19 protein-coding genes are annotated in these 24848 nt (G+C 70.1%); 10 read left to right on the top strand and 9 right to left on the bottom strand.

All coding sequences use genetic code 11. The annotated features are described in order from the left end of the window. The first annotated feature begins 832 nt into the window (after nucleotides 1–832). The 8 genes from HNR01_RS17835 (at nucleotide 833) to HNR01_RS17800 (ending at nucleotide 10779) form a co-directional block, all read left to right on the top strand. A complete protein-coding gene (locus tag HNR01_RS17835) occupies nucleotides 833–1282 on the top strand; it encodes a hypothetical protein (RefSeq protein WP_238224428.1) in 450 nt (149 codons plus the stop codon). A gap of 85 nt (nucleotides 1283–1367) precedes the next feature. Continuing rightward, the gene (locus HNR01_RS17830) at nucleotides 1368–3107 is read left to right on the top strand and encodes an efflux RND transporter periplasmic adaptor subunit (protein ID WP_012455885.1); all 1740 of its coding nucleotides are present in this window, start codon (nucleotides 1368–1370) and stop codon (nucleotides 3105–3107) included. Nucleotides 3108–3119: 12 nt separating this feature from the next. Then, nucleotides 3120–6269 (top strand): efflux RND transporter permease subunit, encoded by a 3150-nt coding sequence (locus HNR01_RS17825; protein ID WP_003596977.1) that lies wholly within the window; start codon nucleotides 3120–3122, stop codon nucleotides 6267–6269. A gap of 18 nt (nucleotides 6270–6287) precedes the next feature. Next, a complete protein-coding gene (locus HNR01_RS17820; RefSeq protein WP_003596978.1) occupies nucleotides 6288–6653 on the top strand; it encodes a hypothetical protein in 366 nt (121 codons plus the stop codon). A gap of 159 nt (nucleotides 6654–6812) precedes the next feature. After that, nucleotides 6813–7055, top strand: a complete 243-nt coding sequence (locus tag HNR01_RS17815; RefSeq protein WP_003596981.1) for a hypothetical protein — start codon at nucleotides 6813–6815, stop codon at nucleotides 7053–7055. A gap of 91 nt (nucleotides 7056–7146) precedes the next feature. Next, nucleotides 7147–7524: a CopM family metallochaperone gene (gene copM, locus HNR01_RS17810; protein ID WP_003596982.1), complete on the top strand. Its 378-nt coding sequence runs from the start codon at nucleotides 7147–7149 to the stop codon at nucleotides 7522–7524. 148 nt (nucleotides 7525–7672) lie between these two features. Next, nucleotides 7673–10072 (top strand): heavy metal translocating P-type ATPase, encoded by a 2400-nt coding sequence (locus HNR01_RS17805; protein WP_003596983.1) that lies wholly within the window; start codon nucleotides 7673–7675, stop codon nucleotides 10070–10072. Between the two features lie 227 nt (nucleotides 10073–10299). Continuing rightward, on the top strand, nucleotides 10300–10779 hold the full coding sequence (locus HNR01_RS17800; RefSeq protein ID WP_003596984.1) for a hypothetical protein: 480 nt from the start codon (nucleotides 10300–10302) through the stop codon (nucleotides 10777–10779). A 375-nt stretch (nucleotides 10780–11154) separates the two neighbouring features. Here the strand turns inward: HNR01_RS17800 and HNR01_RS17795 are convergent, their stop codons facing one another. The 7 genes from HNR01_RS17795 to HNR01_RS17765 form a co-directional block, all read right to left on the bottom strand. Next, complete coding sequence (locus tag HNR01_RS17795) at nucleotides 11155–11493, bottom strand: ubiquitination-like system serine protease family protein (protein ID WP_003596985.1); 339 nt, start codon at nucleotides 11491–11493, stop codon at nucleotides 11155–11157. Continuing rightward, a complete protein-coding gene (locus tag HNR01_RS17790) occupies nucleotides 11493–12887 on the bottom strand; it encodes a ThiF family adenylyltransferase (protein WP_003596986.1) in 1395 nt (464 codons plus the stop codon). Before HNR01_RS17790 ends, HNR01_RS17795 begins: the two co-directional genes overlap by 1 nt. Before the next feature lies 1 nt (nucleotide 12888). Continuing rightward, nucleotides 12889–13602 carry a multiubiquitin domain-containing protein gene (locus HNR01_RS17785; protein ID WP_003596987.1) on the bottom strand — a complete coding sequence of 238 codons (714 nt, stop codon included), beginning with the start codon at nucleotides 13600–13602 and terminating at the stop codon, nucleotides 12889–12891. Between the two features lie 144 nt (nucleotides 13603–13746). Then, nucleotides 13747–17178, bottom strand: coding sequence for an ATP-dependent helicase (locus HNR01_RS17780; protein WP_012455886.1), 3432 nt, complete (start codon nucleotides 17176–17178; stop codon nucleotides 13747–13749). Continuing rightward, nucleotides 17165–17797 carry a hypothetical protein gene (locus HNR01_RS17775; RefSeq protein ID WP_012455887.1) on the bottom strand — a complete coding sequence of 211 codons (633 nt, stop codon included), beginning with the start codon at nucleotides 17795–17797 and terminating at the stop codon, nucleotides 17165–17167. The genes HNR01_RS17780 and HNR01_RS17775 overlap by 14 nt, the downstream gene beginning before the upstream one ends. After that, nucleotides 17794–18486, bottom strand: a complete 693-nt coding sequence (locus tag HNR01_RS17770) for a sigma factor-like helix-turn-helix DNA-binding protein (RefSeq protein ID WP_238230997.1) — start codon at nucleotides 18484–18486, stop codon at nucleotides 17794–17796. Before HNR01_RS17770 ends, HNR01_RS17775 begins: the two co-directional genes overlap by 4 nt. A 484-nt stretch (nucleotides 18487–18970) precedes the next feature. Continuing rightward, nucleotides 18971–19447, bottom strand: a complete 477-nt coding sequence (locus tag HNR01_RS17765) for a hypothetical protein (RefSeq protein ID WP_003596991.1) — start codon at nucleotides 19445–19447, stop codon at nucleotides 18971–18973. Between the two features lie 1213 nt (nucleotides 19448–20660). Here HNR01_RS17765 and HNR01_RS17760 point away from each other — a divergent pair. Next, nucleotides 20661–20984, top strand: a complete 324-nt coding sequence (locus HNR01_RS17760; protein WP_003596992.1) for an ArsR/SmtB family transcription factor — start codon at nucleotides 20661–20663, stop codon at nucleotides 20982–20984. A gap of 6 nt (nucleotides 20985–20990) precedes the next feature. On the opposite strand, the gene HNR01_RS17755 is transcribed toward HNR01_RS17760, so the two are convergent. Next, a complete protein-coding gene (locus tag HNR01_RS17755; protein ID WP_003596994.1) occupies nucleotides 20991–22307 on the bottom strand; it encodes an ATP-binding protein in 1317 nt (438 codons plus the stop codon). Continuing rightward, a complete protein-coding gene (locus HNR01_RS17750; protein WP_003596996.1) occupies nucleotides 22304–22966 on the bottom strand; it encodes a response regulator in 663 nt (220 codons plus the stop codon). The genes HNR01_RS17755 and HNR01_RS17750 overlap by 4 nt, the downstream gene beginning before the upstream one ends. Nucleotides 22967–23068: 102 nt before the next feature. Here HNR01_RS17750 and dsbD point away from each other — a divergent pair, with 102 nt between their 5' ends. After that, a complete protein-coding gene (gene dsbD, locus HNR01_RS17745; RefSeq protein WP_003596998.1) occupies nucleotides 23069–24814 on the top strand; it encodes a protein-disulfide reductase DsbD in 1746 nt (581 codons plus the stop codon). Nucleotides 24815–24848 lie beyond the last annotated feature (34 nt).

The following is a 24848-nucleotide window of genomic DNA, read 5'->3' as shown; positions in this document are numbered from 1 at the left end:
GTTGGATCAGGTGATGGACGAACCGGCGCCGAGATGTGGGCCGGGCGAACGCGCTCTTGGGAGCGCGGCGTCACCTTACGCGCGGGGCGGTCTCGCCAGTCGGTCGGGAGTGACGGAGGTCGGAACCTCGGCCACCCAGGAAAAGCCCAGGCCGGCGAACTCCGTCGACGGCGTGACGTGGGAGGAGACTTGGAGAGGGGCCACCTGATGGCAGCCACAAAGGAGGCGGCAGGCCAAACCCGGATTGCCGGCCTCGGTGGGCATGGGCGTGACTAGCGTCCCCACACCGATTGCGTTTTGGTAGCGGCCGCCATGATCAGCAAGATCGTCGCCGGAGCCCGCAACGGTCGAAACGATGAACATGGCCAGGGCAAGCAAGAGCGCGCGGGCACCGAATGCGCACCACTCCTGCAACACGGCACAACGCCTATGCCAACCGCCGACACCCATCGAGGTTCTTATGCGCGATTTTGGTTTGTTCGCACAAGAACAACCATCACGCCCCGACCCTCCCAAATCGGGAAGCCCCACTACCCGCGGCACGTCATCAAAGAAAGCGCGTCCTGTTCCGTTACAAGATCGGATGCGGCGGCTGCACCAAGCCCATCACCTGCACCATCCAAGCCATCGAGCCGTGCGCTCAAGTCGGGATCAATTTGCGGGCCGATCTCGTGTCCGTGGCCGCGGATCCGGCTGAGCCGCTGCTCGCGGCAGCTTGAAATGCCGCAGCGGCAACCAAACCTTCATCCCCCCATTTTCGTTTCACATGCGGACATGGTCCCGCCACCGAAATCGGTGTAAGCCAGACCTCATAAGCCTCGACCGGCAAATCATGCGCCTGACGGCGGTGGTGATCCTCGCGATCATCGCCTACGTCGCGCCGTCTGCCGTCCAAGCCCACGACGGCCATGCCCACCACGGTCGTCATCAATCAACGACTCAGGCGAACGCAGCGCCTCCCGTCGCGACGAGGCCGATTACCCTCCCGTCCCGCATCGTCGGTGGCCCTGCCGAAACCCGGCTTGCGCTCGACGGACAATCCCCGGCAGCCGAGCCGCTGTCTTCGCTGCAGGCTGACGATGCCGGTGGGAGATGCTGCCCTGTCGGCTGCAGGGGCTCATGCTGCGGGACGATGGTATGCTGCCCGTCCGGCGTCGTCGCCGGCGCCGCGTCGCTTTCCAGGCCCCTGTCTGGGAACGTCGTGCTGATCCCGCACGACGTCGATGCCCGTTCAGGCGTCGACCCCGAGGCCCTGCCCGAGCCCCCACGAACCCTCGCGTGAAGTAGGGCGCGCCTGAGGCGCGCGACGCCCGGAATGCGCCCGCTATCGGCGCCGTCCGGACTTCCCGACGCGAGGATTCCTATTCATGTCGACCCGTTTTGCCGCCGCCTATGGCGTGGTGGCGCTGCTTGCTGCCGTCCTAACGGGGCCTGCGCTTGCCCACGAGGGCCACGACCACGGCGCCGTGCCGCCGCCCCTCTCGAAGACCATCGCGCCGCGCGGCGAGGCGCTTTCGGACGCCTTCGAACTCGTCGCCGTCCCGCGCGACGGCACCCTGACGCTGTTCCTCGACCGCTTCCGGACGAACGAGCCGGTGCCCGGCGCGACCATCGAGGTCGAGACGCCGGACGGTCCCAGGGTCGCGACCGCCACGACCGACGGCGGCTACGCGCTGCCGGTCCCGTGGCTGTCGAAGCCCGGCCGGCACGAGCTCCTCGCGACCGTCACGGCCGGGGACGCGGTCGATGTGCTGACCGTGGCGGTCACAGTGCCCGACCCGAAGGTCGCCGCGGCCGCGGCGCCTGCCAAGCCGGCCCCGGCTCAGGCTGCCCTGGCGCGCGTCTCCGAGGTCGCCCACGGCATCAGGGAACGGCTGATGGCCAAGGACCCGGCCCTGGTGGCCGCGGTCGCCGTCGCCTTCCTGCTCGGCGTGCTCGTGACGGCGCTCGCACGCGGGCGCCGTGGCGCGCCGGCGGTGGCGCTGGTCGCCATCGGCATCACCCTCGTCCTCGGCACCGCCGCCTTCGCGCACGGCGACGAGGACCACGGCTCAACCGTTGAGGGCGCCGCCCTGATCGAGCCGCGCCAGACGACGCCGGCCTCGTCGGACCTCGCGCAGCGCCTGCCCGACGGCTCCGTCTTCGTGCCGAAGCCGACGCAACGGCTGCTGGTCCTGCGCACCATCATGACCGAGCAGGGCAGCTTCCACCGCTCGGTCGAGTTGCCGGGCCGCATCATCCCGGACCCGAACGCCAGCGGCGTCGTCCAGTCCTCGGTCGGCGGACGGATCTCGCCACCGCCGTCCGGCGTCTTCCCTCGCCTCGGCACGAAGGTTCGCAAGGGCGACGTGCTCGCCACGGTGACGCCGCCGGTCCAGGCCGTCGACGTCTCCGACATGCGCCAGCGCCAGGGCGAACTCGACCAGCAGATCGCCATCGTCGAGCGCCGGGTCGAGCGCTACCGGAAGCTCGCCACGACCGGCGCCGTCGCCACGACCCAGCTCGACGACGCGGTCGCGGAGCTCAATGGCCTGCACGACCGCCGCGCGGCCCTCGACAAGATCCGCCAGCAGCCCGAGGCCCTGGTCTCGCCCGTCGACGGCGTGGTGGCGCAGGCGACCGCAGTGGCCGGGCAGATGGCGGCGCCCGGCGCCATGGTCTTCCAGATCGTCGATCCAAACCGCCTCTGGGTCGAGGCCCTCAGCTTCGACGCTCTGACCGCGGCGCAGAACGCTACGGCCCGTCTCGCCGACGGACGGACCCTGAAGCTCGCCTACCAGGGCACGGGGCTCGCCGACCGCAACCAGGCCATACCGGTCCAGTTCGCGGTCCAGGGCGACGCCTCCGGCCTGCGGGTCGGCCAGTTCGTCACGGTGCTGGCCGGGACCGACACCGAGCAGGCCGGCCTGGCGCTGCCGCGCTCTGCCGTGGTGCGCACCGGCAACGGGCAGGACGTCGTCTACGAGCACACCACCGCCGAGCGCTTCGAGGCGCGGCCCGTTCGGGTCGAGCCGCTCGACGGCGGCCGGGTGCTCGTGGCCGAGGGGATCGGGTCCGGTAAGCGGGTCGTGACCCAGGGCGCCGAACTCCTCGACCAGGTTCGCTGAGGAGGCCGCCCGATGTTCACCTTCCTCGTCAGCCAGTCGGTCCGCAACCGCCTGCTCGTCCTCGCGCTCGCCGCGGTGCTGGTACTGTACGGCGCCTTCACCGCGACCAAGCTGCCGGTCGACGTCTTTCCCGACCTCAACAGACCCACCGTCACGGTCATGACGGAGGCGGAAGGGTACGCCCCCCAGGAGGTCGAGCAACTCGTCACTTATCCCATCGAGACCCGGATGAACGGTCTCCCCGGCGTGACCCGCGTGCGCTCGGTCTCGGGCGTGGGCCTGTCCATCACCTACGTCGAGTTCGACTGGGGGACCGACATCTATCGGAACCGGCAGCAGGTCGCGGAGCGCCTGTCCCTCGTCCAGGACCAGCTGCCCCGCGGCGTCACCCCTGTGATGGGCCCTGTCTCCTCGATCATGGGCCAGATCCTGCTGGTGGCGGTCACCAGCGAGACCGCGACCCCCATGCAGGTGCGCGAGGTCGCCGACTTCACCATCCGGCCGCGCCTGCTGACCATTCCGGGCGTGGCGCAGGTCATCCCCATCGGCGGCGAGGTGCGCCAGTTCCGGGTCAGCCCCAACCCAGCGGCGATGCGCGCGCTCGGGGTGACCAATGCCCAGCTGGAGACGGCGCTGGCGCAGTTCGGCACCAACGCCGGCGGCGGCTTCACCGATCAGAACGCCCGCGAGTACCTGATCCGGAGCATCGGCCGGACCATGAGCCTCGACGACCTGCGCAACCTCGTGGTCGCGACGGTCGCCGACACGCCTGTATACCTGCGCCAGGTCGGGGAGGTGTCCTTTGCCGCGAAGGTGAAGCGGGGCGACGCCGGCTACATGGCCAAGCCAGCGGTCATCGTCTCGGTCGAGAAACAACCCGACGTCGACACCGTGCGGCTGACCCGCAGCATCGAGACCGCACTGAAGGAACTCAACCCGAACCTGCCCGGCGGCATCAAGGCCGACCAAGTGCTGTTCCGGCAGGCAGACTTCATCGAGACCTCGATCCGCAACGTCGAGCGCGTCCTCGTCGAGGCCGTGCTGGTCGTGGCGGTGGTGCTGTTCGCCTTCCTGCTGAACGTGCGCACCACGGCGATCTCGCTGCTCGCCATCCCGGTCTCGGTGCTGACGACCGCGGTGGTGTTCCACCTGTTCGGGCTGTCCATCAACACGATGACGCTCGGGGGCCTGGCCATCGCCATCGGCGAGCTCGTCGACGACGCGGTGGTCGATGTCGAGAACATCTACCGGCGGCTCGGCGAGAACCGAAAGGCCGGCAACCCGAAGAGCGTGTTCCAGGTGGTGGTGGAGGCCTCGAACGAGGTGCGCTCCGGCATCGTCTACGCGACGCTGATCATCATCCTGGTGTTCGTGCCGCTCTTCGCCCTCTCGGGCATCGAGGGCCGGCTCTTCGCACCCCTGGGGCAGGCCTACATCATCTCCATCCTGGCGAGCCTGCTCACCTCCATCACCCTGACGCCGGTGCTGGCGTCGCTGCTGCTCCCGGGGCTCAGGAACCTTGAGGAGCACGACAGCCGCTTCCTCAAGCTGCTCAAGCGGGGCAACGCCGCCCTGCTGCGGGTCGCCTTCCGGCACAAGGGCTGGCTCGTCGGAAGCGTCGCCGTGGCGGTCGCCGCCGCGGGCGTCGCCGCCTGGAACCTGCCCCGGGCCTTCCTGCCTCCGTTCAACGAGGGCTCGTTCACGGTCAGCATGACCTTCAACCCGGGCATCTCGCTCGCCGAGAGCAACCGGGTCGGGCTGATCGCCGAGAAGCTGCTCCTGGACATCCCGGGCGTGAAGGCGGTGGGCCGCCGGACCGGTCGGGCCGAACTCGACGAGCACGCCGAGGGCGTCCACTCCTCCGAGATCGACGTGGCGCTCGACGAAGGTACGAAGCGTCCGAAGGAGGCGCTGGTCGCCGACATCCGCGGGCGCCTCGCCGCCCTTCCGGTGGCGGTCAACGTCGGCCAGCCGATCTCGCACAGGCTCGACCACATGCTCTCGGGCGTGCGGGCCGAGATCGCGCTCAAGGTGTTCGGCGACGACCTCGACGCCCTGCGGCGGGTCGCGAACTCCCTGCGCGACCGCATGGCCTCGATCCCGGGTCTCGCGGACCTGCAAGTCGAGCGGCAGGTGCGCATCCCGCAGCTTGAGGTGCGCGTCGACTACACCCGGGCGGCCCTTTACGGCGTCCAGCCCGCGGCCGTCGTCGAGCAGATCAGCCGCCTCTCCAACGGTCGGGTGGTCTCGACGGTCGTCGACGGCGTGCGCCGCTTCGACGTGGTATTGCGCCTCGCCGAGAACCGCCGGACGACGACGGGGCTGGGCGACCTCCTCCTGGAGACGCCCTCGGGCTGGGTGCCGGCGCGCCAGGTCGCCGACATCCGCGAGACCGACGGGCCGAACCAGATCCTGCGCGAGAACGCCCGGCGCCGCATCGTGGTGCAGGCCAACACCACGGCCGGCACCGACATGGCGACCGTCGTGGCCGCCATCCGCGAGGCGGTGGCGAAGGAGCCGATGCCGCCCGGCTTCTTCACCAGCCTGGAAGGCACTTTCCAGGCGCAGGAGGAGGCGAGCCGGACCATCGCGGCGCTCTCGGCGCTCTCTCTGGCCCTGGTCTTCGCCATCCTGTTCAGCCGCTACCGCTCGGCCGCCCTGGCGCTCATCATCATGGGCAACGTGCCGCTCGCCCTGATCGGCTCGGTGGCCGCGCTCTGGCTGGTGGGGCAGCCGCTCTCGGTGGCGTCGATGATCGGCTTCATCACGCTGACCGGCATCGCCGCCCGCAACGGCATCCTGAAGATCAGCCACTACCTGAACCTGTCACTGCACGAGGGTATGCCGTTCGGGCCCGACCTCGTGGTGCGCGGCAGCCTGGAGCGGCTGACCCCGGTGCTGATGACGGCGCTCTCGGCGGGCGTGGCGCTGGTGCCGCTGCTCTACGACGCCGCGAGCCCGGGCAAGGAGATCCTGCACCCGGTGGCGGTGACGATCTTCGGCGGCCTCGTCAGCGCGACGCTGCTCGACACCTTCCTGACCCCCGTCCTGTTCCTGCGCTTCGGCCGCAAGCCGCTGGAGCGGCTGCACGCCCTGCACGCCGAGGCGCCGGCCGACCCGTCCCCGGACGGCGCGCGACCGCGCCCGGCCGAGGCCTACTGACCCCCGAGGAGAACCAGCATGATCCTGCACAGACTGACCCTCGTCGCCGGCCTGATGGCGGCGACCGCGGCGTACGCCCACGAAAGCGCCGGCCAGCACGGCGGCCGGGTAGCCGACGCCGGGAAGTTCCACGTCGAGCTCGCTACCAAGGGCGAGACCGTCGACGTCTTCCTGTCGGACGGCGGCCAGAAGCCGGTGCCGGCCACGGGCTTCAAGGGCACGGCCATCCTCGTCGTCGGCGGCAAGCCGACCCGGGTCCCCCTGCAGCCGGCCGACGGCAACCGACTGACAGGGACGGCCCCGGTGGCGCTCGGGGACAGCCCGAAGGGCGCCGTGCAGCTCACCGCGCCCGACGGTGCCACGGCCAGCGGCAAGTTCGACTGAACATCGCCCCCTGTCGCGAGCGCGACCGGAAGGGGGCCTGAAGATCCCACGCAGGGATGCAGGGGGAGCCGCCCGAGGCGGGTGCCCGTGCCGGAGCCATCGGTCGACGAGCTGCACGCCGGCGACCGGCCAACCTCAATGAGCCAAGGAGTTCACCACATGAAAATCGCCGCTCTCGCCACCCTTCTGATGGCCTTCGGTGCGGCATCGCCCGCCTTCGCCGACGACCAGGGCAACGCGAACGCCGAGCAGCAGACGCAGCCCACGCCGAGCCGCGGCGGCACGGCGGGAGGGCCTGCCCACGACATGCGTCTCGGGGACACGGCCCCCGCGAAGTCCGGCGAGCGGATGGACCACGGACGTTCCGACGGAACGGCCACCAAGCCTCCCCACGGTCACTGAACGCCGCCGCGCCTCACGACGCCCCGTCGCGCCGGAGCGGACGTCCGTTCCGGCGCGACGGCATCCCACGCCATCGAAAAAGGTAACGACCATGAAAATCCCGAACACGCTCGCCATCGCCGCCATTCTCGGTCTCGGTTTGGCCGGTACCGCCCACGCGCAGGACATGAAGGACCACGGTTCGATGTCCTCCATGAAGCCGGACCCGAAGGACGACGCCTCGACCAAGGACTTCAAGGCCGCCGACATGGCCATGATGAAGGACATGGCCGTCGCTTACACCGGCAACCCGGACGTCGATTTCCGCACCCACATGATTCCGCACCACAAGGGCGCGGTCGCGATGGCCAGGGTTGCCCTGAAGCACGCCAAGGACCCGTCCACCAAGGCTATGGCCCAGAAGATCATCGACGACCAGGAGAAGGAGATCGGCGAGATGGAGGCGTGGCTGAAGCAGCACGCCAAGTAGGTCGGCCGCGCCCCGATCCGGGGCACCCATCCCGACGGGGACGCCCGCCGTCCCCGTCACCTGTTCGACGTCCTTGGACAGCCTCGGCCTGCTTCCCGTCACCGGAAGCCGGTGACCGAAGGCGATGCGAACCCACGGGAGCCAGGTCATGCCGCATAGCGTCCCCCCCTCGCACGAGCGCCACGGCCATCATGCCGGGCACGACCATGCGCAACTTGGGCACGGTGATCACGAGACCCAGGCTTCCGGCACCGGGACGGTCAAGGATCCCGTCTGCGGGATGACGGTCGATCCGCACGCCGCGAAGCATCGGGCCGAGCACGCCGGGCACCCGTACTACTTCTGCTCGAACGGATGCCGGACCAAGTTCGAGGCCGATCCGGTCCGCTACCTCGATCCGGGGCAGGCGAGGGTGGAGCCGGTGCCGGAGGGTACGATCTACACCTGCCCGATGCACCCGGAGGTGCGGCAGGTCGGCCCGGGAGGCTGCCCCATCTGCGGGATGGCGCTTGAGCCGGCCGTGGTCGGCGCCGACACCGGCCCCAGCGAGGAGTTGGTCGACATGACCCGACGCTTTCGGGTCGGGCTCGTGCTGACGCTCCCCGTCTTCGTCCTGGAGATGGGTGGCCACCTGTTCGGGCTGGCGGAACGCCTCGGGCAGCAAACCTCGAACTGGATACAGTTCGTGCTCGCCGCGCCTGTGGTGCTCTGGGCGGGCTGGCCGTTCTTCGTGCGTGGCTATCGTTCCGTGGTCTCGCGCAACCTCAACATGTTCACGCTGGTTTCGCTGGGGACGGGCTGCGCCTTCCTCTACAGCGTCGTCGCCACAGCTGCCCCGGGCCTGTTCCCGCAGGCCCTGCGCGGGCATGGCGGGGCCGTGCCTGCCTACTTCGAGGCGGCGGCCGTCATCACGGTTCTGGTGCTCCTCGGGCAGGTACTGGAACTTCGCGCCCGCGAGAGCACCGGCGGCGCGATCCGTGCCCTGCTCGACCTGACGCCGAAGACGGCCCACCGCATTCGACCGGACGGCTCCGAGGAAGAGACGTCCCTCGACGCCATCGCGGCCGGCGACCGGTTGCGGGTGCGCCCGGGCGAGAAGGTGCCGGTCGACGGCTTCGTCGCCGAGGGGCGGAGCTCGGTGGACGAGAGCCTGGTGACGGGGGAATCGATGCCGGTCACCAAGGCGGCGGGCGCCCCCGTGGTCGGCGGCAGCCTGAACCAGTCCGGGGCCCTCGTGATCGAGGCCACGAAGGTCGGGCGCGACACCATGCTGGCCCGCATCGTCCAGATGGTGGCCGAGGCCCAGCGCTCGCGCGCACCCATCCAGCGCCTCGCCGACCAAGTGGCCGGCTGGTTCGTGCCCGCCGTCATCGGCGTGGCGGTCCTCGCGTTCCTCGCCTGGATGGTCTTCGGGCCGGAGCCGCGCTTCACCTTCGCGCTCTTGGCCGCCGTCGCGGTGCTCATCATTGCCTGCCCCTGCGCGCTCGGGCTCGCCACGCCGATGTCCATCATGGTCGGCGTCGGACGGGGTGCCGGGGCCGGCGTCCTGGTCAAGAACGCCGAGGCCCTGGAGCGCATGGAGCGGGTGGGCACCCTCCTGGTCGACAAGACAGGCACGCTGACCGAGGGCAAGCCGGCGGTCACCCGGATCGTGCCTTCAGCTAGCTTCGATGAGGCTACGGTGCTGCGCCTCGCGGCGAGCGTCGAGCGGGCGAGCGAGCACCCGCTGGCCACGGCGGTCGTGCGGGCCGCGGAGGAGCGCGGCGTCGCGACCGCCGCCGTCGCCGACTTCGAAAGCCCGACCGGCAAGGGCGCGTTCGGCACCGTGGAGGGGCGCCGGGTTGCGCTCGGCAACGCGGCCTTCCTGCGCGAGCATGGCGTGGACGTGTCGGCATATGCGGCAGGGGCGGACGAACTGAGGCGAGACGGCGCGACCGCGATCTTCGCCGCCGTCGACGGACGGGTGGCGGGCGTCATCGCCATCGCCGACCCCGTCAAGGCGACGACCGCGGAGGCGCTGGCGGCGCTCCGGACCGAGGGCATCCGGGTGGTGATGCTGACCGGCGACAACCGCACCACCGCCGAGGCCGTCGCCCGCCGCCTCGGCATCGAGGAGGTCGAGGCGGAGGTGCTGCCCGACCGGAAGGCCGCCGTGGTCGAGCGCTACAAGGCGGCCGGGCAGGTGGTCGCCATGGCGGGCGACGGCGTCAACGACGCCCCCGCGCTCGCCGCGGCGGACGTCGGCATCGCGATGGGCACCGGCACGGACGTGGCCATCGAGAGCGCCGGCCTGACGCTGCTCAAGGGCGACTTGATGGGGATCGTGCGGGCGCGGCGCCTTTCGAAGGCGGTGATGGGCAACATCCGCCAGAACCTGTTCTTCGCCTTCGTCTACAACGCCGCCGGCGTGCCGGTCGCGGCCGGGGTGCTGTACCCGTTCCTGGGTATCCTGCTCTCGCCCGTCATCGCCGCCGCTGCCATGGCGCTGTCCTCGGTCAGCGTCATCGGCAACGCCCTGCGCCTGCGGACGGCCCGGCTCGATCCTTGAGGCTACGTGTCGGCCGAGCAGGGTCTGCGCGTGAGCATGATCGCGGCAGCACCATGGGTCCGCAGACCCGGCATGTGAGCCGCGCACGGGCCCCCGCGGCCTCGGGACGAAGCACAGAAAGGTGATCGTCCCCTCGCTCGCACCGGCCGGGGTCAATCTTGAACGGCGTGTGAGGCCAGGCCACCTGACGGGCCGCGCCTGCGGATGGGCGCCCTACGGAGAAGATCATGCCGCACCACGACACGACGGCCCTCTCGGGGGTCATTCAGCACGTTTTTGCCCATCGCTTCACGGTGGAGGCCGGCGGCGGGACGCATCTGGCCGATCTCGGCCCTAAGGGAGCGGAGGCCTTCCCGCTCGTGGCGGGCCTGCATGTGGACATCGAGGGCGAGCGTCGCCCGTCCGAGATCAAGGTGACGCGGATCGCAGCCGAGAGCCGGGAACCCGTGCACATCCAGCATAAGAAGCCTTGTCACCCGCCTGGCGATAAGCGACCGGACATGCCGGCCGACCCATCGCGCGTGCTGGAGGCGGTGAAGGCCGCGGGCTGGACCCCGTCGGGGGACCTTCGCCGCAAGCCGAAGCACTTCGAAGTTCTCGCGCGCCAGGCTGGCGGGGCGTGGGCCGAGCTTCACGTGGATTTCGGCGGGACGATCTACAAGAACAAGTCACCCGATCCTACGAAGTGGGCCGCTGCCCTGGCCTAACGGCTTCGACGGGGCGGCGCACGTGCGCCGCCCCGTTCAGAGTTCGTCCTGCCGCCGACGGCCGGGGATCACGCGTTCGGGCGGGCGGCGCTTATCCGGCCCTCGGCTTGGTCCGGACCGCAACGATGGAAGCGACATCCCTCCGCCGGTCAATTTTTCCGGCGTGATATGGCCGAGGCAACGGCCTCCAAGCGGCACCGTTCGTCGCAACGAGGGCCTCCTGAACGGCCCCATGTCCGGAATTCACCCCAGTCCGGCCAGCGGCGACCTAGCTCCGGGTCGACCTCACCTCCGTTCACCGCGGCGGAATCCTCCCCGCTCCGGAGGCGACAGGTTCGGCGTCGGCGGAACCGGCGCCGCGGCGGGCGAAGGCGGTCAGCACCAGTCGGTCCGGCCCTTCCTCAGCCAGAAGTGACTCTGGCATCCCACTTGACGCCAGACGCTCGGCGTCAGCGACGCGGTCCCGTCCCAGTGTCGGCGGATGCGCCAGCCCGGCCGGTCGCCGGGAACGAGCGAGAGCTTGATCGTCTCGCCGCAGCCGCACGGGCACCCGAAGGCCGCGAACCACTGATGGCCATCCTCACCCACGACGTAGACCGTGCGAGGCGCGGGCGTATCGGGCTCCTCGTCGACGAAATCCACGGTGTGACGCCCGAGGCGGCGGGCGACCCAGGACAGGGACGCCCGGAGCAGCGTAACGGGAAGTCCCGCCATCACGCCGCCCTCATGAGCATGTCGAGATGCGGTCGGTTCAGGAACGGCCTCATGTCGCCTCGACCGAGGTATCGCGCGAGCGCGTCGTCCGTGCCCTCTTCCGGCGCGAACTGCCAGAACCCGGCCGTCAGGCTTAGGGTCTGGACGGCGAAATCGCCGTTCGGGTCGAGCCGCGACGGATGCAACCTCAGCAGCAACTCGACCACCGCGAGGCTGGAGAACAGGCCGTTCACCGCACCCACGGCCGGCCGCTCCTGCGGCACGCCGCGGATGTAGCCGCGCGCGAGGCGGTCCTCGTAGGCCGCGGGGTCCTGCCTCCTCAGGCTTTCGGCCTCAAGCATCCCGTCCGTGTAGAGACCGCGTCCCCGGAGGCTGGAGCGCCCCGGCTGCAGGTAGTGGACCGACCCGCAGATCTGGTCGATGCCACCCTCGCCATCGGCGTCGAGCATCACCCCGATGTCCAGGTAGGCCAGGACGTAGAACGTCGCGAGGCGATTCAGCAGGTCGCGGCCCTCGACCCCGTCCATGCACCCGAACACGACGTCGCAGGTCGAAACGGCCCTGAGCGCGTCCGGTCGGGACAGGTCGCAGGGAAAGGCCTCCACCCTCGCACCGAGCCCGAGGCGTTCGACGAAGGCCGCCAGAACCTCCACCTTCGGCCGACCCACGTCGGCGAGCGTCGTGTTGACGATGCGGTTGAGGTTCTTGTCCTCGACCAGGTCGGGGTCGACCAGCACGATCTCGCCGACGCCGAGGCGGGCGATCTGGTCAACGACCGGACCGCCGGTCCCGGAGCACCCCACGACCCCGACGCGGAGGTGCCGCATCGCCTCGAACGTCGCGCGTCCGAAGGCTTGGGCGTGCCGCCGCGCGAACTCGGGAACGGCCTGGGCGGCGTGAACGGGGGGCCGGTGGAAGCGGAGGTCATCGCCGACGACGCCGACGTGGTCGAGCGGCGCGTGCGTGCCGTCCTCGCCATGGGCCCGGGCGATCATCGTCCCGTCCGGGACCATCACCGCGCTGAGGTGCGGCTGGCCGTCGTCGACCCAGGCATGGACCCCGCCGAACAGGTCGGCATCCGCGGCGTCGTCCACCTCGCTGAAGCGCAGGTCGCCGCCCGGATGGCTGTGGACCTTGGCCACGGCCATGCCGCGCTTCGCCGCCTCCGCGAGCAGGGGCTCCAGGTAGGCGGTCGGCCAAGTCACGCGCCTGTCGGTGCGCTCGCAGGCATGGTGCGGGATCGGGACGATCCGGTTCACGACGAATTTCGTCCGTCCGGGCGAGGCGGCGCGCCCGCAGAGCATCAGGGCGACCGCCTCGCGGCCGTCGCCGGGGAAGAGGTGGGCGCAAAGCGCGGCGTGTTGCGCGCCGGTCAGGGCGAGGGTGGTGCGCATGTCAGGCGGCCCCCACTTCCTTGGCGAGGCAATGCTCGACCAGCGCGAGGTGCGTGCCGATGTCGTCGACGTCCGGGCGCCAGGGGTTCTCGCCGGTGCGGTGACGCGACCAACCCTGCCAGTGCTTGCCCTCGAAGGTGTCCCCGACCAGGGCGCGGATCGGAACCCCGTCGGCCCGGGCGAGCGGGGGGTGGAAGTAGAACATGTCGATCTGAGTCGAGGGATACCCCGGCAGCAGGCGCAGCATCAGGTCCGCCTTGGCCGGGGCGTACCCGGTGCGGACGGGATAGTCGCGGACGACGACGCGGGTGGCGCCCGCCTCCTGGATCGCCTCCCAGCGGTGGCCGGCCGCGTCGAGCGTCTCCTCGTCGCCTTCGGGAAGCGCGAAATCCCGGCGGCGGGGGAGCGGCTGCTCCCCCTCCGTCTGGTCGAGCGGCAGGGTGACGAAGCGCTCCTCGCCGCTGTCGCTCACGTGCACGACCTCGTCGAGGCCGATGCGCTTCAACTGGGCGCCGACCTTCTGGAAAATCTTCCAGCGATCCGGGTGCGCCTTGCCCGCGATAACGAGCAGGTCTCGGCCGGTGAGGTCCGGCAGCGGGTTCTCGTAGCTCTTCTTGTCGATGCGGAAGCCGTAGACCTTGACCGCGCGGACGCCGTCCTCGTCCGTGCGGGGGGCGTCGTCGTCGTGGTGGCCGTGGTTCTCGTTGGTGTTCATCCCGTTGCCTTTCGATCATCCCGGGAAGCCATCCTTCCCGGCCCGTCGAGGGGTTGATCGAAAGGGGCCGGCCAAGCCGGAAACGGCCGGGCCAAGTTTTTTTCGGCCGCGGGCCGAGCAGTCTGTTAGGGGCTCCGGGCCGCGCTACCGGCCCCACGCCAGGGGTCGCCGCACCACCGCCGAGCCGCCGGGAAGGCCGGGGCAGGCGAAGTGATGCGGGCAGCGCGGGCAGCGGGATCCCACGCTCGGGGCGAACAGTCCCGCCCCGATGCCGGACATGTGAGCGACGACGGCGGCACGAAGCTCGTCCCGCTTCTTCGGCGGGATCTCCACCGGTTGCCGGCTGCCGCCGGTGAGATGCACCGCCTCGACCACAACGGGTTCGCCGAACGTCACCTCCGCCGCGGCATCCAGGACGATGTACTCGATCTCCTTCAGCAGCGCCGACGGTGCCTTCCTCGTCGCGACGCGGCGCACGACGAGGCGTCCGTCCGCGTTGCGGACCACGTCGTGCGCCCTGGAAAGGACGCTTCCTCCCGCAACGGCCAGGCTCAAGGCCTCGGGAGGCAGCCTGCCTTCCTCGTCACGCAGGCCGAGGAGGAACCGCAGCATCTCGTCCGCGATGGTCCTGTAAGCCTCGGCGTGCCCGTGGTCGACCGGGCCGTGCTCGGTCCAGGCCGCGGCGAAGGCCTCGCCGAAGCCCTCCGGCTCAGCGCGCCCGGCGTCGAAGTTGCGGTCGAGCCAACGGACCGTCTCCGCCACGGCGTTGTGCATCCGCATGTACGGCGTCTCGTCGCGGCGTCCGCCCAGGCCGAGCAGGTAGGTGTAGAGGAAGCGCAGCCCGCATTTCCCGTAGGAATCGAGGTGCTGGTGGTCGAGCGCGAACGGCGTCTCCCATGTGATGGGAACGGCGGCCGGGCCGGATGGCGGCGGAGGCGACGGGAGCCGGACGAGTGCGGGCGGCCGGCCCAGCGTGGCGGCGATCCGGGCGTTGTAGTCGGACGGGTTCCGCTTCTTGGTCCCGCCGGCCATCATGGTGGACCGGTAGAGGCGCAGGTCGTCTCGCGCGCGGGAGAGCAGGACGAAGAAGAGGCAGGCCTCCTGCTCTTCGTGGCCCGTCAGGCAGGCCTGCGGGCCGGTGAGGCCGTCGCTGCCCTCGATCAGCGCGTCCGGCGGCGGGCAAGGCGGCGGCTTGGCCGTTCGCGGCAGGCCCGTCTTGATCATGCCGGGCGCATGGACGAGCTGGAACTCCAAGCCCTTGCAGGCGTGGATCGTCATGATGCGCACCGCGTCCAGTTCGAGGGCGGCGTCCGGGACGTGCCTGAGCGATTTCTCCTCGCCGAGGACGACCAGCCTCTTGATCCGGCGGAGCGCCTCGAAGGTCGGGAACTGACCCTCGACCGGCAATGACCGCAGGAAGTTCAGGAATTGCCAGATCGCAATGCCCGCCATCCGTTCGGGCAGGGTACCTGAGGCCGCGATCCTCCGGCCGATGCCGAGCCGGTCCAGCACCAGCGCGCTCGCGATGCGCCACGGAGGCGTCCGATCCGCGAAGCCCCCGCAGACCTCTCGCAGGCGCCGCAGCGGCGCCGTCGCCGAGGGGCCGAGGCCGGGGATGGCGTCGGCGGCGGCCAGCCAGTCGAGGGGCGGCCCTGAAGCGTCCCTCAGATGGGCGGCGACCGCGGCGACGTCGCCGAGCTCCATCTCGAACCCCGGCATCGTGGCGACGCGGACGAGCGTTGCGGCGCGGGGATCGTGGAAGAGTGCGAGCAGGCAGAGCAGCTCCTTCACCTCCGGCCGTTCGAACAGCGGCCCGAGGTAGAGGACCGGTACGTCCCGGGCGATCAGGCCTGCGGCGAACTCCGCGAGGCGGTCGTTGGTCGTGCACAGGACCGCCTGTTCGCGGTAGTCCACCCCCGCAGCCTTCGCCTGCGCCGCGGAGGCGGCCACCAGCGCGACCTCGTCGTCGGGGGTGCCGGCGTCGTGCAGCACCGGTTTGAGGCCGGACGCCCCCCTGTCGGGGGCTAGGCCGAGCGCGCCGAGCGGGCGGAAGGCGTCGACGCTCGCGGCGAAGCTCGTGAAGGTGTCGATGATCTCCTTGCGCGACCGGTAGTTGACGTCGAGCGCCCCGAGGGTCGCCCCGGGATAGTGCGCCCGGAACGCGGCCATGCTGGCCGAGGTGGCGCCCCGGAACCGGTAGATCGATTGGCGGGCGTCGCCGACGACCCACAGCCGCTCGCCCTCGTCGGCCGCCAGCGCCCGGATCAAGCGCACGGTGGCGAGGTTGACGTCCTGGTACTCGTCGACGAGCAGGTGGCGATGGCGGAGCGACAGCGCCTTGGCCACGTCGGGATGCTCGGCCGCAAGTCGCACGGGCCTCATGACGAGGTCACCGAAATCGAGGGCATCGGCCTCCGAGAGCAGCCTCTCGTAAGCCTCGTAGACGATGGCTTCCTCATGCGCCCGCGCCGCCCTCAGGCGCGTCGCGTCGTCCGTGGCGGCACGCTGCATCGCATCGGCCAATTCACGGTAGCGCACGTGGTCGACGAGTTCGTCCTTGGCGCGGGAAATGGCCGAGAGGATGTTCGAGAGATCCTGCACCGGGTCCCAGAGGTCCCGGTAATGCGCCAGCGGCAGGCTCGCCAGAACCCCCTCCAGCATCGTGATGGCCGTGGGCTTGTCGACGAGCTTCGGGCTCGCGCTTCGTCCGAGGCGTTCGTGGAAGCGGCGGATCACGTCCAGCCCGAACGCGTGGAAGGTGCCCGTCCAGACCGAGGCGGCCGCCTCGGGCCGCGACAGGGCGAGCCGATCCATCAGCTCGGCCGCCGCCTTGTTCGAGAAGGTCAGGACGAGGATTCCGTTCGGGTCGATCCCCTCGTCGACGAGGCTCTCGATCCTTCTGACCAACGTGCGGGTCTTGCCCGTCCCGGGCCCCGCCTGGAGCAGGTAGGGGCCGCCACGATGGGCGACCGCCGCATCCTGGCTCGGGTCCGGCCGCATCGTGGCCGCGGGGGCGGGGGCGGCGTCCGGCACGACGGGAAGCAGTAGCGCGTCCAGCAGTTGCTGGGTCACCACGTCCGGGCAGATGCCGAGCCGCCCGGCGATGTCGGCGACGCTCATCCCGTCTTGGTGATGGCGACGCGCGACGGCTCGCGGCAGCACCAGTTCGCGCGCGAACAGGTCGGCCTGGACCTCGCGGCGCTCCCCACGCCCGTAGTCGGCCAGCCGCTCGACGGCGATGCCGCTCTCGGAGGATCGGCTCGGGTCGGTATGCGTAGTGACGACGGGAGCGGTCCCGCCGTGCATCACCACGTGCCCGAGCTCATGTCCGAGCAGGAGCGCATCGCCTCCGGGGGTGCCCGTCTCGCCGTACAGGATGCCCTTCGACTTCGGGTCGAGCCGTGCCCGGCCTCCGTTCAGGGAGACGTCGCCCGCGTGGACGGGCTGGTGCCAGAGGCCGTGGCCCTCAATGGCCCGCACGGCAAGGTCGAACGGCTGCCAGGGATCGGCTCCCTCGGCGACCATCTCGGCATGGATGCGGGCGGCCTGCTTCCGCCCCGCCTCAATCGGATCCACGTTCGGCCTCTGCCATCGCGAGCAGACGCCGCCGTTGATCCGCCGTCAGGCCCGAGCTCGCCACCGCCTCCTCGAAAGTCTGCTTCACGCCGACCTCCGGCTTGCCGTCGGCCTTGGCCATCGTTCCGGCCGGCATGGATGCGGGGCGCTCCAACAGGGCGATGACCGTGTCGACGCCATGCCCGACCTCGTCCGCGATGTCCCTGGCCAGCGCCTTGGGGAAGGACGCGGCCTCGATAAGGCCATCCCGGACCTTGATCAGGAAGGCGGGTGTCACTCCGAGCCGGGCCGCGAGCCGTGGGAATGACGGGCCGGCGAAGCCCGCGAAGACGTCCGGCGAAGGCTCGACCACCGCGCCGGCCCGGGACTTCGCCGGGGGGCTGGCGATGCCTGCCTGGAAGCGAGCCCATGCCGACGACACGGTGCGCGCCGTCGCGGCGTCAGCCGCGGGGACCGGCCGCGAGGGTTCCAGCACCAACTCGACCGCAAGGTCGGTGAGCTCGCGGCGGAGGTCCGGGTACTCCTTCGTAAAGGCCTCCAACCGCTTCGGGGTGGGTTCGCCTTCCGCCGCGAAGGTCAGGAGGATTTCCTGCGCGCGGTGCGAGGGGCTGGTCGTCATCGTCTCTCTCCGAGTTCCCGACGCAGCGTCTCGTACGCATTCCTGAGGCGATAACGTACCGCCCGGTCCGAGACGCCGCAAAGCTTCGCTATGGTCTCCGTGTCCCCTCCCTCGATGCGGTGGCCTTCGAGGAAGAGGGCTACGGCTTCCCGCTGAAGGGGTGGCAGACGGTCGATCGCGCGAAGCAGCTCGTTCCGGAAATGTTCTTTTTCCTGTTCGGACCCGTCGGCGGCGAAGGCTTGGCTGATACGGTTCGTCAGGGCCGGGACGGCATCACCTTCACCGTCGCCCATGTCTTCGATGTGGTCGGTCCCCTCCGCCCGGCTTTCGGAACGCCGCAGCACGCCGATGCGCAAGGCGGTCATGGCGCGGGCGAACCGCACCTCGAAGAAATCCAGCTTGATGCCCGGAGACTGCCTGTCCTCGACGAGGAGATCGACGAGGCGGTTGACGACCTCGGTCCGCAACTCCTCCGCGTCGTAGCGGCGGCTGGTCCGGATCGAGCCCTTCAGGGAGCGCTCGACCCTCTCGATCAACACCTCGAACAGTCTCTGGAAACGGGTGTCCGTGTTGTCGTGGCGTGTCGAACGCAGCAGATGGACCAAGCATTCGCTCTCGACGTAGCCGGGCGCCTTGGGGTCCTCCGCCCGTGCCTCACGCACGATCCCATCCAGGTCGAGGGCGGCCAATCGGTCGAGGGCGGCTTCTATCGAAGGGGGGCGCACATACGACTCTCCCTTCTTGGTTCGTCGGTTGAGCGGGGGAGCCATCGCGAAGTCGGGATCAAGCCATGGAAACGGGGATCACCCAGCTCACGTGGCCACTTAGAGTGGCCGAAATTCGGCAGCGCCGACACGGTTGTGCAATGGCTTGGGGATCTTGCGCGCCGCCATGAACTCAATCGCCTTGGGATGTCGAGGAGCGGCATACCCGCTCCGGCGGGGACCGCGGGTTCGAGACGGCGGGCCTCGCATCGTCGGCACAAGACTCAGCCGATGATGGGCGCTCAAGGTGTCGCGGGCCGGCTCGGCGGAGTAGTCGCTTCCCCCATCCACATCAGGCTCATCCGAGGCGCGGGGGCACGGCGGCAACTCTCTTCCCCGAGCGCGACCGTGAGGCGTCCGCCTCATGCACGGGAGGGCGCAAACCGGCGCCCTCCCGACACGCGGTCTCCTACCGTCGCGGACTTGGCTCCCGCGGACCGCCGAGGGTGTGGACCCAAGGCCTTTCGGGTGGGCGCCGCGCCTTGGAGCCAACCAGCCTTTTGCGCTCCGACGGCGGCGGCAGGACCTTGACCGACGGGGGCCCGAAGAAGGCGAGTTGGACAGCCAGGGACGTGCCCATGGCGAGCTCCTGGTCGACCGCCGCCAGACGGAAGGTCCGCCCCGCCACCATCGCTTCGATCTGGCGCAGGTCGACGGGGTCGACCACTGCGGCGACCTCGAAACGGCCGCCGGAATCCTCGCCATCCAGGAACTCGATCCACTCGTCGGACCGGTAGGCGAGGCCGACGACCATCAGGTCGGCCCCGGCAATCTTCGTCGGCGGATACAAGGGTTCGGGCACCCCCGGGCCGACGGCCGACGCGCCCGCGTCACCGGGCGTCTCCCGCGCTTCGCGTGCGGGATCTCGATCATGCTTCGTGTTCAATGACAGCTCCGCGCTGGCGACGCACAGCCGGTCGATGCCTGGCGGCTGGCGTCGTTCGAGCCGGAGCGGAACGGGGACTCTTGCCAAGGGCGGTGGGAGATGCGAATCCACTGCCCATGCGCCGAAGCGCCCGTTTCCGCCCTCGGCGGTTCGGGGTTGCTGACCGGGGTGCCTTTGGCCTCGTGAGGGCGCACCCCGGTCGATGGATCGCAAGGAGGCGTGTGTGGGCGGCTACCCGCACACGCCTACCTGCGCGACGGCGGTTCCGGAACTTTCATTCCCTTACTCCTGGTCGGCTCGGGCCGACGCGGCCCGGGCAGCGCCTTGTACCGCGAGCACGGCCCTGGGAGTCAAGTCTGACCACCGCCTTTTACTGCAGGATCGGCCTGCGATCTGGCATGATCGCGAGATGATGCTCGATTGAAGCAGGATATCAGAGTGGCGTCGAAGCATTCCAAGGATTGAATAGCCTATTCTTTCGGATTTGATCTTGAAATATGAAAAAGCTCAATCCAGGCAGTCACTTATACAGAATGCCCGATCAAAGAGGCGACGGAAGGAGCAACGACGCAATCCTTGCCCCTGCTCCGGCAATCCTTCGCTGGCGGGTGGAGGAAACCGCGGGCAGGCTTGGCACCGCCGCGCCGACCTCAAGGGCGATCCGCGTGTCGGAAGCGGGGCGGCCCATGGTGCGCGATGTGGGTTGAGTCGGCCGCCGGTCCCATCCGGCCCAAGTATCGAGGCGGCCTGGGCGACGGTGGTACATAGCCGTCTCCGGAGCGGCCGGTGCCGCGCGAAAGCGTCATGTCCGGGTGGATGCCGGGCCCGCGCTTAGCCCTGCGGGCCGTCGACCGGGGGCATGCCTTCCCCGAGCGGGGATATTTTTTCCGCCTGGTGGTTGCCGGACACCGTCCCGGTAATGGCCGACGCAATATCTCCGCTTTCCCACCCCTTAGTACCGCACCGGAGCAATCCAGAGCAAAAGGGGGCCGCCAATACAATGGCGGCCCTTGGCCTTTGCGACCGACGCAGATCACTCCTTCCGCGCCTGCGCCCGATTACCTCGGGGACGATGGCAGCAAGGCGGCACCAGGAAAAGCCTTTGATGACCTCCTGGGCGAAGCCGCGGAGTGGGCAAAGAAGGAGCACAGCCCCTGATTTTATATTAGGATCGCCTAAATAAGATAAGGCTGACATTCTGGGATACGGACCGATGGACGTAGCGACTCCGACCGACCTGATGCGCCTGCAGGACAAGGCCGCCGACGCGGCCCGCCTGCTCCGCCTCCTCGCCAACGAGAAGCGGTTGCTCATCCTGTGCCTGCTGGTCGCCCGCGGCGAGATGGACGTGACCAGCCTCGCCGGGGAGGTCGAGCTCAGCCAATCGGCCCTGTCGCAGCACCTCGCCAAGCTGCGCGAGGATGGGTTGGTCGCGTTCCGGCGCGAGAGCCAGACGATCCACTACCGCCTTGAGGACCCCAGGGCCGCGCGGGTGCTGGCGACCCTCAAGGACATCTTCTGCCCGGAGCTCGGCTGACCGGTCTCAGCCCGGGAGGATCTCCGCCTCAAGCCCCGGGCGATCCGTCCGGTTGCGCAGCCGCAGGCTCAGGCCACTCCGGCGGGACGCCATCTCGGCGATGGCGAGGCCGAGACCGCTACCCGTCTCGCTCTTGTGTCGCCCACGGAAGAACCGTGTCGTGACGTGGGGCAGTTCCTCCTCCGGAATGCCCGGTCCCTCGTCGCGAACGACGATGCCCTCGCCATGCGGCCGCGCGCCCCAAGCCACCGTGCCGGTCACCATGTGCTGCACGGCGTTCTCGTGCAGATTTCGGACGGCGAGGCGCAGGCCTTCCGGGTCGGCCAGCAGCGTGTAGCCCCGTAGCCCCGGATCGATTTGGGTCCGGACCCCGGGAGGCGTCCGCATCCCCTCCACGGTCTCCGTCACCAGTGCGCCGACGTCGACCTCCGCCAGGGAGGGCGCCTCCCCTGCGGCATCGAGCTGGGCGGCGTCGAGCAACTGGCGGACGAGGCGCGTGGTCCGGTCGACGGCCGCAAGGATCTGTCTCAGCGCCGCCTTCGCCACGTCCGGGTCGGTGGCGGCCATGGCGACCTGGGCCTGGACCTTGAGGCCGGCGAGCGGTGTTCGCAGTTCATGCGCGGCGAAGGCCGTCACTTCCCGTTCGTGCCGGCGGGCCGATTCGACCTTGAGGAACAGCCCGTTCAGGGCGTCTGCCAGGGGACGCACCTCCGCCGGCGTCCGATTTGTGTCGATCGCACTCATGTCGTCGGCGCCGCGACCCGCGAGGTCCCGCGCCATCAGCCGCAAGGGACGCAAGCCCCGACCGAGGCTCGCCCAGATCAGCATGCCGAGCAACGGAACCATCAGGATGGCGGGTGTGACCAGGCCCATGATGAGGTCAGTGACGAGGCGCTCGCGGAGGCCAAGACGATCACCCACCATGACCCGCACACCTCTCTCGGCATCCTCCACGGTGAACACCCGCCAGGTCTCGCCGTCGACCTCGCGCTGCGAGAAGCCGGCCGGCGCGTCGGTCAGGCGGCGCTCCGGGGCCCCGGTCGACCGCGCTACCATGCGCCCGTCGAGCGACCAGATCTGGCAAGAAAGCTGCCGCTCGTAGGCCGTCGGGGCCGGGAAGGTTCGGGGTGCCCCGTCCGGGCCAGCGCTCCCAACCGCACCCACCAGGGAACTGACCATGCGGGCGGCTTCCTGCAGGCGGTTGTCGAGGACCTGCTCCACCTCGCGCTTCGAGCCGAGATAGATCCAGGCGACCGCGCTGAGCCAGATCAGGCCGGTGGCGAGGACGAGGATGGCGAAAAGCCTGACGCGTAGCGACCTCATGCGAGTGCCCTCATCCGGTATCCGAGACCTCGGACCGTCTCGATGGCGTGCTTGCCGATCTTGGCACGCAGGTTGTGCACGTGGACCTCGACCGCGTTGCTCTCGACCTCCTCCTGCCAGCCGTAGAGCCGCTCCTCCAGTTCGACCTTGGAGCGAAGCACGTTAGGTCGTTCCATGAGGGCCGCCAGAACCATGACCTCGCGCCGGGAGACGGCGACCGGCACACCGTCGACGGTGACGGCAAGGCTGCCGGGGTCGAGCCGAATTCCGCCGTGCTCCAGGAGCGCGGCGGCCCGACCCGAGGCCCTCCGGACGACGGCACGGATGCGGGCGGAGAGCTCGTCGAGGTCGAAGGGCTTGCCGAGGTAGTCGTCGGCGCCATCGTCGAGCCCGGCGATCCGGTCGGTCACGGCGTCCCGGGCCGTCAGCAGGACGACCGGCGTCCGGTCGTTCCGGCGGCGAAGCCCCCGCAACACGTCGAGGCCGGAGCCGTCGGGCAGCATCAGGTCGAGCACGATGGCCGAGAACGCGCTCGTGGCGAGCGCCGCCTCGGCGTCGGCGCAGGTTGCGACGCAATCGACCGTCGCCCCGCCCAGGCCCAAACCAGCCCTGAGACCGTCCGACAGGATGGTGTCGTCCTCGACGACGAGGATGCGCATGCGTGTCTCCCTTTACGGCCCCCATCCTCCGGGCCCCGCTTAAGCCTGGCTTAAGCTGCGTTTCCGACCCGCGGCGGGCCGATCCGATCCCGGACCCTGCCCATGCCGAACGTTTTCACCCACCTTATCCTCGCTGCCCTGCTCTGGACCGGCTCCTCGCTGTGGTCACCGGGGCAGTGCCGCGAGCCCGGTGCGCGGCCGACGCCCTTCACCGTCGATGCGGCTCGCGACCCAGACCTCTCGCTGCGCCTGCGATGGACCATCGCCCCCGGCACCTACCTCTACCGTGACAAGATCGCCGCCACCGACGCGAGCGGCAGGGAGCTTCCTGTCAGCACCCAGCTCGGCGAGACCAAGGATGACCCCAACTTCGGGCCGACGGAAGTCTATCACGGCGCGACGGAGGCCATCGTGCCGGGTGCGGCTCTCGCGGGGGTGCGCGAGGTGCGCGTCACCTATCAGGGCTGTGCCGAGAAGGGCATCTGCTACCCGCCGATCAACAAGGTCATCGAGGTCCCCGCGCTAGGTCCGCAGGCGACCGCGACCGCCGCGACGCCGGCCACGGACGCGCAGGCCGAGCCCGCGAGCGGCCTGCTCTCGGGCCATCTCGCGGGCGTCCTGGCGACCTTCCTCGGGCTCGGCCTGCTCCTGGCCTTCACCCCGTGCCTGCTCCCGATGGTCCCGGTGCTGGCCGGCATGCTGGCCCGGTCCGGGGAGCGGCTCTCGGCCGGACGAGGTTTCGTACTCTCCGGCACATACGTGATCGCGATGGCGCTGGCCTACGGGACGCTCGGCGTGGCGGCGGCATGGTCCGGGCGCAACCTTCAAAACGCACTCCAGACTCCCGCCGCGCTTGGACTGCTCGCCGCAGCCTTCGCCGCCCTGGCCCTGTCGATGTTCGGCGTGTTCGACCTGGCGCTGCCGTCCGGCGTCGCCGGCCGGCTGTCACGCCTGAACGGAGGCAAGCTTGGCGCGCTCGGCGCCGCCGCTGTCATGGGCTTCACCTCCGCCCTGATCGTCGGGCCCTGCGTGACGCCGCCACTCGCCGCGGCCCTCCTCTATGTCGCCCAGACCGGCGACGTGGCGCGCGGCGCCGCCGCCCTGTTCGCGCTCGGCCTCGGCATGGGCCTGCCGCTGATCGCATTCGGGACGTTCGGGGCGGGTATCCTGCCGAAGTCAGGCCCTTGGCTGGTCGCGGCCAAGCAGGCCTTCGGCGTAGTCTTCCTCGCGTTGGCCATCACCATGGTTTCGCGCCTCGTGCCGTCCGAGGTCTCCCTCGTGCTCTGGGGCGCGCTGGCGATCGGCGTCGGCGTGTTCGTCGGGGCGTTCGACGTCCTCAGGGCGGGTGCCGCGGGCCGGCTAAGCAAGGTCGCCGGTATCGTTGCCGTGACCTACGGCTGCGCCCTCGTCGTCGGCGCCGCGGGCGGCGGGACCGACCCGCTCCGGCCGCTCGCAGGCTTCGGCCCGTCGCGAGCGGTTCACGTCGAGGAGAGCCGGTCTGTCTCCTCCGTCCCGGCTTTCGAGGCCGCCCTCGCGGCGGCCCGTGCCGCGGGCAAGCCGGTGCTCGTCGAGTTCGCCGCCGACTGGTGCAGCGTCTGCAAGACCAACGAACGGACGGTCCTGGCTGACCCCGGCATCCGGGCGAGGCTGAGGGCCGTCTCGGTCATCCGCGCCGACGTCACCCGCGACGACGACGCCACCCGCGCCCTGATGCGGCGCTTCGAGGTGGTCGGACCGCCGACCCTCATCCTGATGCGCCCCGACGGCGGCGAGGTCCGCGAGGCCCGCACCGAGGGCGAACTCACGGTCGAGGACCTGAAGCGCCGCCTCGCCCTCGTCGGCGCCTGAGCCCCCCTTTTCGACAAACCAAGTTTCACGGAGA

Source organism: Methylorubrum rhodesianum (genome assembly GCF_014199985.1).
Lineage (GTDB): Bacteria > Pseudomonadota > Alphaproteobacteria > Rhizobiales > Beijerinckiaceae > Methylobacterium > Methylobacterium rhodesianum.
This window is presented reverse-complemented; position numbering and strand designations above follow the sequence as displayed.